At 45.7% G+C, this 16,137-nt stretch carries 11 protein-coding genes; 3 read left to right on the plus strand and 8 right to left on the minus strand.

Annotated features, from left to right (window positions below):
* Positions 1–792: 792 nt before the first annotated feature.
* Positions 793–1,917: a hypothetical protein gene (locus tag QT987_RS11640; protein WP_333239954.1), complete on the plus strand. Its 1,125-nt coding sequence runs from the start codon at positions 793–795 to the stop codon at positions 1,915–1,917.
* Positions 1,918–2,052: 135 nt separating this feature from the next.
* Here the strand turns inward: QT987_RS11640 and QT987_RS11645 are convergent, their stop codons facing one another.
* The gene (locus tag QT987_RS11645; RefSeq protein ID WP_333239956.1) at positions 2,053–2,388 is read right to left on the minus strand and encodes a hypothetical protein; all 336 of its coding nucleotides are present in this window, start codon (positions 2,386–2,388) and stop codon (positions 2,053–2,055) included.
* A gap of 254 nt (positions 2,389–2,642) precedes the next feature.
* Here QT987_RS11645 and hemH point away from each other — a divergent pair, with 254 nt between their 5' ends.
* Entirely contained in the window at positions 2,643–3,806 is a 1,164-nt protein-coding gene (hemH, locus tag QT987_RS11650; protein WP_333239958.1) for a ferrochelatase, read from the plus strand.
* A 177-nt stretch (positions 3,807–3,983) separates the two neighbouring features.
* Here hemH and QT987_RS11655 read toward each other — a convergent pair whose 3' ends face one another.
* A complete protein-coding gene (locus tag QT987_RS11655; protein ID WP_333239960.1) occupies positions 3,984–4,595 on the minus strand; it encodes a DUF4126 domain-containing protein in 612 nt (203 codons plus the stop codon).
* A 407-nt stretch (positions 4,596–5,002) separates the two neighbouring features.
* Here QT987_RS11655 and QT987_RS11660 point away from each other — a divergent pair, with 407 nt between their 5' ends.
* Positions 5,003–6,289 carry a Glu/Leu/Phe/Val dehydrogenase gene (locus QT987_RS11660; RefSeq protein WP_333239962.1) on the plus strand — a complete coding sequence of 429 codons (1,287 nt, stop codon included), beginning with the start codon at positions 5,003–5,005 and terminating at the stop codon, positions 6,287–6,289.
* Positions 6,290–6,371: 82 nt separating this feature from the next.
* On the opposite strand, the gene nrdJ (QT987_RS11665) is transcribed toward QT987_RS11660, so the two are convergent.
* The 6 genes from nrdJ (QT987_RS11665) to QT987_RS11690 all read right to left on the minus strand — a co-directional run bounded on the left by nrdJ (QT987_RS11665) (position 6,372) and on the right by QT987_RS11690 (position 15,679).
* The gene (gene nrdJ, locus QT987_RS11665; RefSeq protein ID WP_333240031.1) at positions 6,372–7,454 is read right to left on the minus strand and encodes a ribonucleoside-triphosphate reductase, adenosylcobalamin-dependent; all 1,083 of its coding nucleotides are present in this window, start codon (positions 7,452–7,454) and stop codon (positions 6,372–6,374) included.
* 235 nt (positions 7,455–7,689) lie between these two features.
* On the minus strand, positions 7,690–8,934 hold the full coding sequence (gene nrdJ / locus QT987_RS11670; RefSeq protein ID WP_333239964.1) for a ribonucleoside-triphosphate reductase, adenosylcobalamin-dependent: 1,245 nt from the start codon (positions 8,932–8,934) through the stop codon (positions 7,690–7,692).
* Positions 8,935–9,142: 208 nt separating this feature from the next.
* On the minus strand, positions 9,143–9,430 hold the full coding sequence (locus tag QT987_RS11675) for a hypothetical protein (protein ID WP_333053679.1): 288 nt from the start codon (positions 9,428–9,430) through the stop codon (positions 9,143–9,145).
* Between the two features lie 422 nt (positions 9,431–9,852).
* Entirely contained in the window at positions 9,853–12,015 is a 2,163-nt protein-coding gene (locus QT987_RS11680) for a DUF4394 domain-containing protein (protein ID WP_333239966.1), read from the minus strand.
* Between the two features lie 822 nt (positions 12,016–12,837).
* Positions 12,838–14,532, minus strand: a complete 1,695-nt coding sequence (locus QT987_RS11685) for a hypothetical protein (RefSeq protein WP_333239969.1) — start codon at positions 14,530–14,532, stop codon at positions 12,838–12,840.
* A gap of 193 nt (positions 14,533–14,725) precedes the next feature.
* A complete protein-coding gene (locus QT987_RS11690) occupies positions 14,726–15,679 on the minus strand; it encodes an ABC transporter ATP-binding protein (RefSeq protein WP_333239971.1) in 954 nt (317 codons plus the stop codon).
* Positions 15,680–16,137: the final 458 nt, after the last annotated feature.

Below are 16,137 nucleotides of genomic sequence, written 5' to 3' on the forward strand. Positions count from 1 at the left end.
AAATATAAATTTTCTTGTGGAACAGGCATCTTGCCTGTTCCTAAACAACTAATTGAGAATGGTGCAACATATGAGTTTTAGCCAATCAGGCCAAAAGGTCGATCGGTCTTTTGGTCTAGTTTTGAGTATTTTGGCTTAGGGATGGGGCGGAGGTTGGACGATTCCCTACCGCAACGGGTTTGCAGGCGCAATGGGATAGCTTCGCTCGCGCACACCTTTTAATTGCCGACAACCCAGGAGAATCTAGTGAAATACCTAACACTAACCTTGCGGTGAGCGTGTAGGCTTCGTGTCTCATTTGCCGTTGCTCTGTTGGGTATCCCATTACTGGGTATTCGTCACCTAAGACGATCCAAGTCTTACACAGCATAAGAAAGCTTTGCAGCCTTTATCCCTTCGTAGGGAACCCACGCAGAAACCCTGTTTCCCAAGGCAAAAAACTATTCCGTATGACAAACTTGGATTGTATTTCATATTAGGACGTATCCCAATAACCAGCGGTCTGTCTTTTCCCCCTTTCTCTCGCAGTTATCCTTGGTAAGCATACTACTGCTACTGTGACCTGTTGTTTGCAGCCGAGTGGGTGGGTCGCAACCAATTATATCTTACCATCTTTTTGTGATAAATCAGGAAATTTTTGATTATTTCATAGACCTTGCGAAAGCTTATATCCCAACGCCCAATTGAGTACAATTACAGCGTGGGACTTACGCCAATTGAGTTAAGATATATAAGACTTGCATAAATCTTGCCAGTTCAAGGGCGCAAGTCATGACTCTACTGGAGCTTCTCATGTTAGCCGAGCTAATCTCAGCCAGACGAATACTCAAGACCAAACTCCTCGACTTCTTAGGACTTCCCGAAAATTGCCCAGACCAAACAGATCATCTCGTCAACCGAATTGTATCCCTGCTGGAAGCAAATCCAGCCGAACAAGAAAGATTTTGGGAGACATTCAAAAGTGAATTAGCCGTCGATCCTGCTGAATTAGAAGCAATGCTCAAGTGTTCGCCAGCAGAACGCCAGCAGTGGATTGAACAAGACAAACTCCCTATTCTCGAATACCGCTCTTTCCGCAAATCAGGAATCCATTTAGAATATCCCGTTCACGACAGAAGATTCATCTTAAGTCTAACGCCAACCGATATTAATAATTGGCGCCAAGAACCCAAAGGGCTGATTAAAAATAATCGCCAAACACCCACCCCAATCCATACAGAAAAGCCTGAAGAAAACGAACAATCACGAGTAGCTTTTAGTTCCGAGTGGGAAAAAATTATTGCCGACTGGAAAGAACAAGGTTCGGCGGAAATTTCAGCAACCTTCCAGCTAGCTTACTGGACTGTTTGGGCGTCGCGGTGGGCCAAAGAAAATCAGCTCAACAGCTTTAAAGCAATTAATAAATATAAGGAAATCTACGAAGCTCACCAGCAGGAATGGTACCAGCGAAAAAATCAAGCAGTCAAGTTACTGATTGAAATGCCCTACGCCATGCTTTACTTCTACCGTCCGGCGGATTCTGACAAATTATATCTCGAACTGTGCGACGACCACCAGGAAATGATGAAAGATGCCTACTATTGGGACAAGTGGGACTTTTTCTATCAGAACCGCAAACTTGTAAATAAGTGCCGCGAATGTGTGTACTGCGAAACCAAAGATTATTACTCGCTTTACTACCTGGAAATCAAGAGCGACAAGTTTCCCGATTTTAGCTTTTCTTTCCACACGCCGTACACAATCGGCAGAAAATTTTTGCCGCATCCAGAAACGCTGCCTTATGTAGACCACGTAGAACAGGACGGCATTTTTCGCTTTGGTCGGCCGCTGCTGGAACAAGAGAAAGCTATTCACACAGAAAAGGATGTATTGCTCAAGTTTGAGGCGGCTTTGGCAGCAGCGAAAAAGTTTGTTTAGTCAGTAGTCAGTAGTCAGTAGTCATTAGTTAGGAAGGATTAGTGATGACTAAATATTCCTCATTTTAAAAGTAAGAATTCAGCAGTGTTTAGTCAATAATTGGCGCGTCCTTTACTAATGACTAATGACTGCTGACTAATGACTGCTGACTAATGACTTTTGAACTTGGATTACTTCAATGCTGCCGCCAGCATAAAGTTTGGGTTGTGGAGTTACTTCGGAATTGTACGATCGCCATCCCACTTCTGCCAACAAACTCCCCAAGTCAGTTTCAGTCTCAAACAACCACAAAAATACAGCCAACCCTGACCTAAATACCGGATTTGTATGCCGATGAATATCTACCAAAATGAATAGACCACCGGGCTCGATCGCGCGGTATACTTCCTGAAAGATTTGTCGCAATTGCGCCCGTTGCATTTCGTGCATCCCAACGCTGCTGCGTACTCCTGTCAAACTGACAGTCGGCAAAAGCTTCTAAAGAATAATTGGCTGATGGTACATTTTTCCTTGGCCGTTGTCACCCAAACGAGCATTGCCGCCTACGCTCAAAGCAGCCAGACGCGCGATCGCAATCCTAGAGACACTGATACCGATAACTTAAATCTCTAAAAAGTGTTGCAATAGTCAAAATTATGTATACCTTGTTATCGACATAAGATATTATTAAATCATATGATAAAGATAAGTAACAGAACTGAGACGATGGGAGAGCTGTAACCGCTATGGGTCGTGTGGGAGTATTGCTATTAAACTTGGGCGGGCCAGATCAAATCGAGGATGTCCGTCCTTTCCTGTTCAACTTGTTTGCTGACCCGGAAATCATTCGCATTCCGTTTCCGTGGATGCAAAAACCCCTCGCCTGGTTGATTTCGACCCTGCGCTTTCAAAAATCCCAGGAAAACTACCGCCAAATCGGTGGCGGCTCTCCTTTGCGGCGAATTACCGAGGAACAAGCCCTAGCCCTGCAAGAACTCTTGCAAGAAAAGGGACAAGATGCTCGAGTATACGTGGGGATGCGCTACTGGCATCCTTTTACCGAAGAGGCGATCGCCAAAATTAAGCGCGATCGCATCGAACACTTGACAATCTTGCCGCTGTATCCTCAATTTTCCATCAGCACCAGCGGTTCTAGCTTCCGGCAGCTAGAAGAAATGTGGGGCAAAGATCCTGCCCTCAAGGATATAGAATATACCGCGATTCCTTCTTGGTATAAGCGGCCAGGCTACATTCAGGCAATGTCGGAACTGATAGCCCAACAACTAGACCACAATCCGAATCCCGATCGAGTTCATATCTTTTTCAGCGCCCACGGCGTCCCCCTCAGCTACGTAGAAGAGGCTGGAGACCCCTATCAGCGCGAGATTGAAGATTGCACTCGTCTGATTATGGAACATTTGAATCGATCGAACGAACACACTCTAGCTTATCAAAGTCGGGTTGGCCCGGTGGAATGGCTCAAGCCTTACACCGAAGACGCCATTACCGAATTGGCAGAAAATGGAGTCCAAGATTTGTTGGTAGTTCCGATTAGTTTTGTTTCCGAACACATCGAGACTCTGCAAGAAATTGACATGGAGTATCGAGAATTAGCAGAAGAATCGGGGATTAAAAATTTCTACCGAGTGCCCGCACTGAATACTCATCCGGTGTTTATTGAAGCCTTAGCTGATTTAGTCATCGAGTCGATCGAATCTCCCAGCGTTAAATTCTCCGATGTTATACGCCCTTCCAAGACAGTGAAAATGTACCCTCAAGAGCAGTGGGAGTGGGGTTTGACCACGGGGGCGGAAGTCTGGAACGGTCGTGTGGCGATGATTGGTTTTGTGGCACTATTGTTGGAGTTAATTACGGGTCAGGGCCCGCTACACTCGATCGGATTGCTTTAAATCGCTCATAGTTAGTTGACAGTTGACAGAAGTAGGTTGGGTTGAGCGATAGCGAAACCCAACACCTTATTTTCAACCAAGAGTTGGGCGGAGCGAAGCGTAGGGTTCGTTACCTCAACTCAACCTACATATTTTGAATTTTACTTAAATAACCAATAACCAATAACTAATCACTAATTAATCAGGATCGCGCTTGTGGCGGCGGGGATTTCCCTTATCGCCCGGTATTCCCTGACTTTTGTACCATCGATACCACTCTTTAGAACTGCGAATAGCCAGCCACAGCAGCATCATAGCAACTAACCCTCCCTGCCGCGGTGCGTCAAAGGCAAACAAAACCAAGGAAATGCACAGAACATCTTGGAGGAAAATCACCCAAATCGGCAAACCCCGCAGCCGGTAAAACCATCCTGCTTGTACCAGTTGCAGCACTAAAGCCAACAAACCTCCGACAATACCAATTATCCACAGCATCCAAGGGTGAGCAATAATTTCGTCGATCGAACTTACTTGAGCGATCGCAATTCCCATAATTGCTCCTACAATAGGGCTGAAAATAATTTGCACAATTTGCAGTACCCGCTGTCCTACAAAGGTTTTAGAAGCAAATAACTCTAACAGCGACCAACTCACTAAAATTGCTATCACCACCTGGGGGTGAAGCCCAGACAATAGAGGTATTTCCGACCAAAGTTTGTCAATCCGCAACAAACCAATTAACAGCAGGGGCATGGCAATTCTCATACCCCCTGCCGCAGACGCAGAGAGTGCGGCTAGGAGTCCAAGCATAATAATAATTCAGTTTCTAACGTCAGCTAAAGCCTCGATCTATTTCAGAATTTAATTCCCCTGATGGCTGGCTGTGATTTGAGCGATCGAACTCAAATTGAGGCTTGAGCTTAAATATCACCATCTATTGTAAGTGTATCTGCTTAATCCTGCTTGAAACTGCGATATTGTCGATCGACACAAGGCAGTTTGTCAACAGTTAACCATTGACAGTTGACAGAATTCAACCTGGATTGTGATTAAATTAAAATGTATAGGAAAACCAGTAGATCAGCCGAGACACTTAAAATTAAGATGTCAGCTATTCTTGCTTCTTCCCTCTGACTTCAAAATCTGACGGACACTAAATAATTAATCCGTGTATCCGTATCAAAATCCGTGTCGTGCTTTCCTTCTTTCTTCCAATTATGTCTGAATCATTATTTGCCGATGCCAGCCGCCGATTAGAACGAGCCTTAAAATATGTGTCCCTTTCCGAGGATACGATCGAACGGCTGAAACACCCCAAATCCAGTTTAATTGTATCGATACCCGTGCGGATGGACGACGGTTCCCTGCGAATTTTCCAAGGTTATCGGGTGCGCTACGACAATACCAGAGGCCCGTCTAAAGGAGGAGTGCGCTATCATCCGGGAGTAACCCTTGATGAAGTGCAATCCTTAGCATTTTGGATGACTTTTAAATGTGCAGTTTTGAACTTGCCTTTTGGAGGAGCCAAGGGCGGAATTACTCTCAATCCCAAGGAATTGTCCAAACTCGAATTGGAACGGTTGAGCCGGGGCTATGTCGATGCGATCGCAGATTTCATCGGCCCCGATGTCGATATTCCCGCGCCGGATGTCTACACCAATCCCATGATTATGGGTTGGATGATGGATCAGTACAATATTATTAAGCGGCAGCTTTCTCCAGCGGTGGTGACTGGAAAACCAGTGACAATTGGCGGCAGCTTGGGCAGAGATACGGCCACAGCAATGGGTGCTTTTTTTGTAGTACAAACTATTCTACCCAAATTTGAGCTAAATCCTCAAGATACAACTGTAGCAGTACAAGGTTTTGGTAATGCCGGTGCAGAAATAGCAGAACTGCTCTGGAAAGCAGGTTACAAAGTTGTTGCTGTCAGCGATTCCCAAGGGGGAATTTATGCTAAACAAGGGCTGGATATCCCCAGTATTCGAGGCTTTAAAAACTCTAACAAAGGTATCAAAGCTCTTTACTGTGAAGGTTCTGTTTGCAATATTGTCGAACACGAAATCTTGACAAATGAGCAACTTTTAGCATTAGATGTAGACGTGCTGGTTCCAGCAGCTTTGGAGAATCAAATAACGGAAGCGAATGTTAATGATGTTAAGGCTAAGTTTATTTTTGAAGTAGCTAACGGGCCGATTGATTCTGCTGCTGATTTGATTTTAGAATCGAGGGGAATTCAGGTAATTCCTGATATTTTAGTCAATGCCGGAGGCGTAACGGTTAGTTATTTTGAGTGGGTGCAAAACCGCAGCGGGCTTTATTGGACGCTGGAGGAAGTCAACCAGCGGTTAAAGCATAAAATGGTCGAAGAAACTGAAGCAATTTGGAAAAAATCTCAGGAATTGTCAGTTTCCATGAGAACTGCGGCTTACGTGTACGGGTTAAATCGACTCGGAGAAGCGATGAATGCGAAGGGAACGCGGGATTATTATGTGAACGGTTGAGAAATAAAATCCCCGACTTCTTCTGGTTATTTTCGTGAAATATTGAAGTAATTTCAGAAGTCGGGGATTTGGCTATTGGCTATTACATAGCCTTAGTCTCCGGCATCAAACACTTATCTGAATCGCAGCCCGCCGGCCCCGAATCCATCATTTCACCCAAGTCATAGCGACTCAGTGCCGCATGAAAAACATCTATTTCGCGGCGCGCTAAACTCTCTTCCACCATCTTGGTGTAAGTTTCCTTGTTTATCGGTTCAAAGGGCAGACGTGGGAAAGTTTCAAGAGCATCAAACCGAGCCAAAAGCGCTGCGGAAATGTAACCTTCATCATCGCGAATGGCTTCATAAATCCGAGTACCCAAACTTTCAACTTCGTTTTCGCGCAGTTCAATCGTAGCCGAAGTGTTATGTCTGACATAGAACTTTTGCACCTGCATATAAAAGTCCATTTGTGCCGCCGCTGAGAACTTGTTAATGTCAATTTCATCAGCACCGGGCAAGTCAGCCCAACTTACCGCTACAGGTATTTCTACCAGCCATTCCGTACAGCGTTCATCGAAGGGATTGTTCAGCAAATTGCCGTTTTCATCTTTGTCAGATTGAGACGGAATCACGTTGTATCCGTAGTCGATGCAGGCGAGGGCTACGGGGTCGTTTTTGCCGAAAGTGATTCGGCGAATGAAACGCTGGGCTTTCGGCGGATGCCAGCCGGGGGAAGCACCTGTCAGCAGAGATTTAGTACCCGATGGTTGAACGGTTGTGCAGCGATTTGGGCGTTTTAAGGAATGGCGATCGCAATAATCCCATACTACCCGATTCACAATCTCGCGCCAACCACTCAAATACTCTTCTTCCCGCTGTTTAAAAGCGATTCCTTGCGGAGTTTGCGGGCGGCCTTCCACCCACCAGCGCAGCCACTCAACGCCAAAAGCATGAACAAAGAAATCGAACAATCCCGTGAAAGATACGCCGACAATCGGGTCTAGTTCGCGGCTGTATTGATAGCGGGGTTCAAGAAATTTGTGATTGAGAAGTACCGCGACAGATAGAGCCGCAGCCCTGAAAGCTTCCTCCTGTTCTTTGAAGTTGTAAGGGTCAATTTGATTGAGGTGAACCTCCGAAAGGTTGCAATGAAAATTCGAGCCGATGATTTCCAGTTTTGTTATCCTAAAGGCTTTTTATCCTCTAGTTCTACAGATTCCATTTTACCTGTAGCTCGGCGTACTTTTTCATCTACTTTAGTTGTAAATGCCCCGCACTCTTGCCAGGATTATATTCTTCAACAAAGAAGGTTCACCCGGTACGCTCTACGGTGGTAAAGGATTTTTAATTCCCTTACTTACCTCGGAGTTAACATCTCAGTCTTCTCCGATTTTGCGAGGTTTTTAACGTGAGGCAAAATTACTTACCACACGGGTTTAAGCCCACACGGACTAACCGATGCTCTAACTCGCCAGCAGTCATGTTAGGATGGCGCTCCTGCAACCACTCTTTAGCTTTTCCTTCGTCGTAAGCTTTCAAAAACTCACTTCTAAGACTCGGTGTTGAAAGTAAATCAACGTTAGATCGAGCTACAGCTTCCCCGGCCCATTGAATCGCACCTTCGCCGCTATAATACTGTTTGCGGACAGCATCAATACATTCTTCTAGTGTAGGTTTGGTATGGAAAACTCGCGTATGGTTTGCCATCCGAAGGGCATCGCGTTCTGGATCTATTCTCCAGTTGCCGCTTTCATCTTGTTGCCACAAATTATTTTTAGCATTTGCCCCCAGTTCGTCATCAAAAGAAAACTGACGCATTCCGGCCGATCTTCTAATATTTCCAGCGACGATCGTGACCGCAGCTTCATCTATCAACACGCAGCATTCAACTGAATTTAACTGCCGCCCTAAAGCTTTATTCAAAATTGCGGCGCAGCGCTGATAAAGATCGGGCAATTTCACCGGATTTGCTACTCCGCCAAAACCTTTTAAAGGTTCTCCCACCGGGCGAACGTCGCTCAAATCGATAAAAACTTGAACTTCTCCTGCAAATCTTTCATCTGTGGATAATTCCAGCAAACTTTGATAGGATTGTACCCAACCTTGGCGAGAATCTCCGACATAAATAGTTGCGGTTTTTTCTGCTATTTTTACTTCTGTTTCTTGACGGCGCGACTGGGCGGGTGTAGAGCCGATTTCGCCTTGCATGGTTAGGGTTAAACGGTTGCGAATCGGCGGCAGTTGGTTGATATATTGTGGTTCCAAGACTGCGCCGGTGCCGCAGCCCATCATTGCCAAATCCATTAACAAACCAAAGGAACGCCAGTCGAGAATATTTGTTGAGGAGCAATTATATGCGCCGGAAAAATTCTCTGGTTGCTCGATCCATTTGCTGCCACCTACCCACAGCCAGCGGCCTGAAGCGAGGGTTTTGAGCTGGTTTTGCATTCGGTGCAGCAGTTGTGTTTCTTCGGGGGTGAGGTTTCCCAGCTTTTGCAGCCCCTTGACTGTTCGATCGCACACTTCGGCCCAAGTCTCCCTTCCCGTCTCGGTACGGCGGCTGTAAGTCCTAAAAAATACGGGATTGGCGGCGGGTGCTGTTTCGGGGAAATCGGACAGGTTGCGTTTCTCGTTGGCACTCGATCGCTCTAATTCTCTAACCATAGGTTGTGTACTGACGTGTCGGAATAAATCAACAGACTACGAATATACAACAGGATTCAGATTTAGGGTAAAAGGTTAATATATTTGACAATTTGCACTAGATATGGGGCACAGAACTGTACAAACTCGATCGGGCGATCGGCTCAAAACTTGACAAAAAAACCCGATTTCTTCCAGAAACCGGGTGAAGCGCAAATCTTGTCAATTGTCAATTATTTGTCAATAAAAACTCAATATTCGGTAACAGCGGGTCTTGAACAACCCCCACGCCGTTAAAGCCCCAACGTTCGAGTAGCTTTTTTACCTGAGAACCGGAAATCGATTCTACTCCGAATCGATCGGCAACATCAGCAGCGTGGGCATTGAGATAGCTCAAAGCGTCATAGTCTTCGCGAAACATCAGCAGGTAACTCACTGCCGCATCTGGATTGGGATTCGCGGACAGATATTTGCCGTCACTGCGGGAACGTAGCAAGTAAAAAACTTGAGATAACATTTTATGTTGTGTCCGATCGATTAGTGTTGCTATGGGCGGGGGCGGGTTGATGAATTTGTTGGTTTTGAGGGAGAGAATACTGGTGAACCCGCCCCTACAAGATATGGCATTATATTATAATGGATCGACCCGACTTGATATTATTATCAAATTAACGATGAATTTATTTGATAGCGGATTGCGTGCGTGTGAGGTACATTCTCGATACCTTCCAACTTTCCTGAAGAAAAAAGGCTGTTCCATTCTCCCGAAACCCGCCAGGGAATGAATTCCCTGGCTAATAGCAAAAGTCGGTTAAAAACCGACTCAAATTCTAATTTTTAGTTGCTAATTTTTAGTCCTCTTTAGAGGACTTTCGCTATGAGACAGGGGTTTCAACCCCTGTCGGACTGTTGGACTGCGGGACTGTCGGACTGCACCATTTAAATCAAAGTTAGTGCTAAGCCTTTAATCCCTTGCCCGTCACCAATTTGACCGACAATCGAAGCTTGACCAGTCGTCAAATTGATATTGTATAGACTGGAAACTCCGCCAACATCGATCGCAGCCAAAGCCGTCTCGTTACCGTCAACACTCCTGATATCAAAGCCGAGAACAGTACCAGCATCAATTCCCAAAGATCCGATCGTATTCAACACCCCATTATTCGGCGGATCTTGCCGCACCAAAATGTCTAAATTGGTGTCAATTGCAAACAGTGTCGTCGAAGCTGCCCCTGCAAAGTTATTCACATACGCAGCAGCCGCCGCCGCGCCGGGATTGCCAAAATTGCGATCGCCCGCAGCATAAGCCAAATTCCCGTCGAGTTGAACTCCCCCCGTCAGCGTGTCAACATCGACAATTGCCCCCGTATCCGGGTTGAGGCGGGCGTTTTGACCGGCTTGATTGACAAAGCGAATTCGATCGACTGTCGGATTGAAATCAAAACCCGCAGCCCCCGGAGTTAGGGGAACAGCAAACTGCCCGCTACCGACGGCACTGGCTTGCCCAGTAACTGGATTAATCGCGTACAAGCGATTGCTAGAACCCACACCGTATAGCACACCGTTAGCGGGGCGAAAATCAATTCCCAGCAAACTTTCTCCGGGCTGCAACCCTGTAACTGACACGTCACTGAGAATCGCCCGCGGTGCCGCTTCGTTAAAACCGACAATTGTTTCAGCGCCATTTCTGACAGTTAAGGCGTAAGCTGTAGGCAAAGGCAAAGCCAAACCGTTAATCTGTCTTCCGTCGGCAATTTGACCGACAAAGGAAGCTTGACCGCTGCTTAAATTGATATTGTACAAGCCGGAAATGCCACCGACTTCCAGCGCCGCCACAGCCACCTCGCGGCCGCCAATACTCCTGATATCAAAGCCGAGAACGCTAGTAGCATCAACTCCCAAAGATCCGATCGTATTCAACCCTCCATTATTCGGCGGATCTTGTCGCACCAAAACATCGAAATCGCTGTCAATTACAAATAGTGTGGTCGAAGTTCCCCCGGCAAAGTTATTCACATACGCAGCCCCTGCTGCAGCCGGATTTGACCCAAAATTGCGATCGCCCGCAACATAAGCCAAATTCCCGTCGAGTTGAATTCCCCCCGCCACCGTGTCAAAATCCACAAGTGCCCCGTTATCCGGGTTGAGGCGGGCGTTTTGATCGCCTTCATTGACAAACCGAATTCGATCGACTGTCGGATTGAAATCAAAACCTGCAGCCCCCGGATTTAGGGGAACAGCAAACTGCCCGTTACCGACTGGACTTGCTTCCCCAGTCATCGGATTGATAGTATACAAGCGATTGCTAGAACCCACACCGTAAAGCACACCATTAGCCGGCCGATAATCAATTCCCAGCAAACTTTCTCCCGCTGGCAATCCAGTTACGGGCAAATCTGTGAGGACACTTCCGGGATTGGAAAGACTAAAACCGACAATCCGATTAGCAGGAGTTAAAGCATAAGCCGTTGTCCGCGCTGGAGGCGGGGGATTGGGAACAACGCTGCTAATATTATTAGTGAAACTTGCCTGGTTAATCGCACTTTGTCTCACTCCTTGGAGAGTAGCGAGAAATTCTCCTGTTACCCGGTCTTGAATAACAGTATTGTTTCCAGCTTCCAAAATATTTAAGTCGCTAAAACTGAGACCTTCCCCCAAACCGATTAAATCTGTACCGGGTGTAAAATCGGCGATCGCGTCCGCATTTGCCAAACTAACACCGCCACTGGTACGGAAAGGGTCAGCCTCAGCGTAGCGCCTCAAAACAAATAGGTCTGCCCCGTCTCCGCCTATCAGGATATCAGTATCTCGATCGCCCGACAAAACATCATTGCCGGAGTTGCCCGATATGGAATCGCTGCCTTTTCCGCCCACTAAAAAATCGTTACCTTCGCCGCCGTTAATAATGTCGTTATCTAAATCTCCAAAAAGCGAATCTTGACCAGAATTGCCATCAATTAAATCGCTTTGCTTACCTCCAAAAATACTGTCATTACCAGAGTTTCCGGCAATGGTGTCAGTGCCCATCAAACCAAAAATCAGGTCATCTTCTGGAGTTCCTGCTAGCAAGTCTGCTTGGGCGGTGCCTCTAATTTCTGCCATGCTCTAATCACCCTCTAAATTTGATACTTCTGTTGCCTAACGGCGGTGGTATTCTCAGTCAAAATATCACAAATTCGCACTTTTAGGATAGTTTTTATGATTTTCGGCTGTAGGGGGGGGCTTGCCATACAAGTATTACAGGCAGCTAAAATGATATATAAACCCGCCCCCGGATTCAAATAAACCCAGTCCTAAAGACAGATCGCTTAGCCGTATTTTATAGTTGGGTGTGTAGCTGGCGGGGGAGCGCGGCTCAACTCCAAACAGGCAAGCTGAAATTTTTAGCGGTGCGAACCTATGAAATTTTGTACTGCGTTCATTAGTAATATACGCTGACTCTATAATTTTGGATCTGTAAGCTGTGGAGCATTTAAACGACTAACGAACCAGGTAAGGTGCGCCATTCGCGAACACTTACGCTTACAAGGGAAACGCTTATGTACGCTGGGCACCCTACAATCGTCCTTTAAATGTCGAACAGCTTACAGTCAGATTTTTTTTTCAACTTTAATCTTAAAGCCTGCGAAGGTGAGCTTTGTATGTAGCGGCGACCGCTATCGCTTAATATAAAGTCGAGTATAAATGCGGAATTGGCATAATAAGGAATGAGAATTAAATAACTTCCACTCTTGAAAGTGGGATGGGCGTCCCGCCCGTCATGAGTGGACGGGCGGGACGCCCATCCCACAATAACAATTAAAATTGTAAGTTATTTAATTCGCGCTCCTAAGTTAGTTGAACAGTCGTCTTCAGACGACTTAAGGTTTCAGGCAGGGGTTTAAATCCCGGCCTGAATCGGAGTTTCAAGTTTCCCCTGCTTTTTCAAGCTTTCAGCAGTGCTTTAGAAGCTGATTCCCCTGCGAGTCTCAGTTGCGATCGCAATTTGAGATTCAACAACAGCAACACAGTCCACTGACTGAGTATCGAAATCAAAATCGTAGTTCCAGATCCTATGTCAGGCGAAAAAGACCAAAAAATCGGAAAGGTTGAAGATAGCCAGAAGACAGGATTTTTTTCTGGAGTGAGCAAGAGCATAGATAAAATCACAGGTGGTAACAAGATAGCACCGCTGATAGTACCTACGGCCCAAATTTCCTGATTGCGGGTTTTGAGAAATAGGAATAGTTGGGTGATGGTTGCGTAGATGAGGATCAGATTGATACCGAGAATTACATTCCAAAATATGCTTGTGTGAGACTTTTCAAACTCGCCCCGATCTATTAAAATTAGTCCGCTGAGTAAAATGAAGGATGAGCTGAGAAGATTAATCGCGATCGCAACTACAGCCGGACTTTTTTCGCTCCAAACCAAATCGAGTAGTGGGTAACGTCGCCACAACTTGTGACCGCTGGGAACAATTTGTTGCCGATACCTTGCCCAATCATACAAAGATTGTCTCTCAGATGTTAAAGATGCTATTACAATTAAGAACATCACCAAATTCAATGTTAGCAAAGGAAAAGTTTTACCGTAGGCTAGGGGGTCAGATTGGAGTGCAAAGCCTAAGATAATGGGCTGACAGCAGATAACAGCAAAATAACTTTGTCGCTTGCTCAAAACTGTAGTAGTGGGATTGGGAAAACGGCGCTGCCATCCCTGCCACATCCAATAGGTTCCGATACTACAAATTGACAGAGACAAAATAATGCCACTTACAATATTTTTACCGATGGGCAAGTAAAACCATTGTAACTGGTGTATGTCTGCACCTAATGAATTAAATTCATAGTTATCCATTCTTCCAACAATTAGATATCTTAGGATGCCAATGGCAGATACAAATGTTCCTAAATCCCCAGCAGTTACTGTTAACTTCATGGTAGAGATTACAAACACAAACAAAGCGATACCGCTAGCCAACCAAGGTTGAAATCCTCCCAACCAACTGGTTGTCAATCCAAATAGCATCGCAGTGCTGTAGAATAAACTACAACTGGCTGCAATCGCCATGTAGAAGCATAAAATTTCATTCAAAGGTATTTGAGCAGCTAATCCACTGTATAGATGTAGTGGTATCGCCAGAATTGCTGCTAGATACACTAAAATAGGGACACCGAGAATTTTGCCAATAAAAATGGTGTTGGCAGATTGGGGACTGAGGCGAATAAAGTTGAGCGTACCCAGGCGTTCCTCCTTGTCTAAGTCACTGACGAGCATATAAGTCCCTGCTACTAATAGGACTAACACGCTAAATATACTCAGCCAAATAAATATTTCTACCCACCACTTGGGCCAATCAATTACTATATTACCCAAGGCATCTGTGAGACATTGTGTTCCTTGTTTCGTGTTAGTGGTCGTCTTTAAAACACAAAATCTGTTATAAATCGGTTCAGTACGATCGACATTACGAAGGGCAACGGGTAACTGGGCGCTGTAATACATGAACAGCAGCAGTTGAGGCCCTAACGAGAAAGCAGATGCGATCGCCATATTGCCAGTATTCAAGCGGCCTTTGATTTCTCGAAATAACTGAGGATTCCAGTTGCCGACTTTGTCCAGTAAGTTGAGTGTCATGGTTGATTAGTTATTGGTAATTGGTAATTCTCTCTCTTCTCTTCCTCTGTGTCCTCTGCGCTCTCTGCGGTTAAATAATTCCGGTCCAACCGTAAAGAATATAACTCAGTTATAACTCACTGTTGAATTATTTTCAATAACGGGAAAGATGCCCGTTCCACAAAGAATTAATTTGATTATGGAAACGACTAAATTAAGATGCTTGCTGGTGTCCCATCTTGAGGAAGATGGTTTCTAAATCTTCTTGAGTGCAGTGGAATTCGGTTAGGGGAATGTTGGCGGCGACGAGTTCGCGTAATAAATTGGCTGCATCTTCCGGGCTTCCTGAAAAATCAACGCACACCTGTTGAGTTTCCGGGATTATTGCCCAATTTTCCACCCAAGGAAAGTTTTTTAATGCCGATGTTAGCGCTTCTAATTTATTTCCTAAAACCGACATCAAAATTTGCTGGCGGCTGAGGCGTTTGTAAAGTTCTTGTAAAGGTGCGCTTTCGACCAGATATCCGAGTTCCATGATACCAACCCAGGTACAAAGTTCGGCTAAGTCGCTGAGGACGTGAGATGATATGACTACAGTCATGCCCACTTGTTGCAAAAGTTTGATAATTTCGCGGAACTGCATTCGGGCGATCGGATCTAAGCCAGAAACCGGTTCGTCTAACAACAACAATAGCGGTTCGTGGATAATAGTTCTCCCCAAACTCAGGCGCTGTTTCATTCCCCGCGAAAGGGTGGAAATTAAGCTGTTGCGCTTGTTGGTTAGTTGCACGAGTTCTAACACGGAGTTGATTCGCTCTCGGCGGCGCGGTTGCTGGAGGTTGTAGAGTCGGGCAAAATAGTCTAAATAATCCCAAACAGTCAAGTCGTCGTAGAGGGGAAAGTCATCGGGAAGAAAGCCGATGCGCTGTTTGAGAATCGGGTGCGATCGATCGCGCAATAACCTATCCCCGTTGATGTAAATTTCCCCTGTAGTCGGTTCCTGGGCCGCCGCCAACATCCGCAGCAAAGTAGTTTTCCCGGCACCGTTGGGGCCGATCAGTCCGCATACTTCGCCTGCTGCTACTTGCAAATCGATGTCATTGACGGCTATATGGCGATCGAATTGTTTCGTCAGCCCGCGAGTTTCTATTGCTAGTGGTTTTGCCATGTTTGGAGGGTGAATGAAATTTTATCTGTGCATTCCTGGGAATAATAGGAGTTATATCGAGTCCGATTGACTTGAGGGGATTATTCGTGGGGGAGGGCGGGTTTATTTAACCTGTCTGCAAACGTTTAAGCCTACTGGCGAACCCGCCCCTACAGCTAATGGAGAATGCTGCAATATCTCAGATAGATCCGATCCGTTATTACAAACGCCATGTCTTGTAGGGGCAGGTTCACCGACAATAATTGCCGAAAACCGACAATCTCATAAACCTGCCCCCTCGACGACAAATCGCTAATCTACCGCACAGGATATTACGCATCAACACCAAAGAAACCGGGTTTTTGTCGCTTTTGGGTGCTATAATACCAATTTAATGTGAAGTTGCACATATCTCGATCCCCCTAAATCCCCCTTAAGAAGGGGGACTTTGATCGGAATCTTGTCCCCCCCTTATTAAG

It is taken from the genome of Microcoleus sp. SVA1B4 (genome assembly GCF_036700545.1).
GTDB lineage: Bacteria > Cyanobacteriota > Cyanobacteriia > Cyanobacteriales > Microcoleaceae > Microcoleus.

Bases quoted from the DNA above. Each gene is read 5' to 3' on its own strand.
- QT987_RS11675 (WP_333053679.1), bottom strand. From the start codon at position 9,430: ATGTTATCTCAAGTTTTTTACTTGCTACGTTCCCGCAGTGACGGCAAA.
- QT987_RS11640 (WP_333239954.1), top strand. From the start codon at position 793: ATGTTAGCCGAGCTAATCTCAGCCAGACGAATACTCAAGACCAAACTC.
- nrdJ (WP_333239964.1), bottom strand. From the start codon at position 8,934: ATGGTTAGAGAATTAGAGCGATCGAGTGCCAACGAGAAACGCAACCTG.
- QT987_RS11680 (WP_333239966.1), bottom strand. From the start codon at position 12,015: ATGGCAGAAATTAGAGGCACCGCCCAAGCAGACTTGCTAGCAGGAACT.
- QT987_RS11655 (WP_333239960.1), bottom strand. From the start codon at position 4,595: ATGCTTGGACTCCTAGCCGCACTCTCTGCGTCTGCGGCAGGGGGTATG.
- QT987_RS11685 (WP_333239969.1), bottom strand. From the start codon at position 14,532: ATGACACTCAACTTACTGGACAAAGTCGGCAACTGGAATCCTCAGTTA.
- QT987_RS11660 (WP_333239962.1), top strand. From the start codon at position 5,003: ATGTCTGAATCATTATTTGCCGATGCCAGCCGCCGATTAGAACGAGCC.
- QT987_RS11690 (WP_333239971.1), bottom strand. From the start codon at position 15,679: ATGGCAAAACCACTAGCAATAGAAACTCGCGGGCTGACGAAACAATTC.
- hemH (WP_333239958.1), top strand. From the start codon at position 2,643: ATGGGTCGTGTGGGAGTATTGCTATTAAACTTGGGCGGGCCAGATCAA.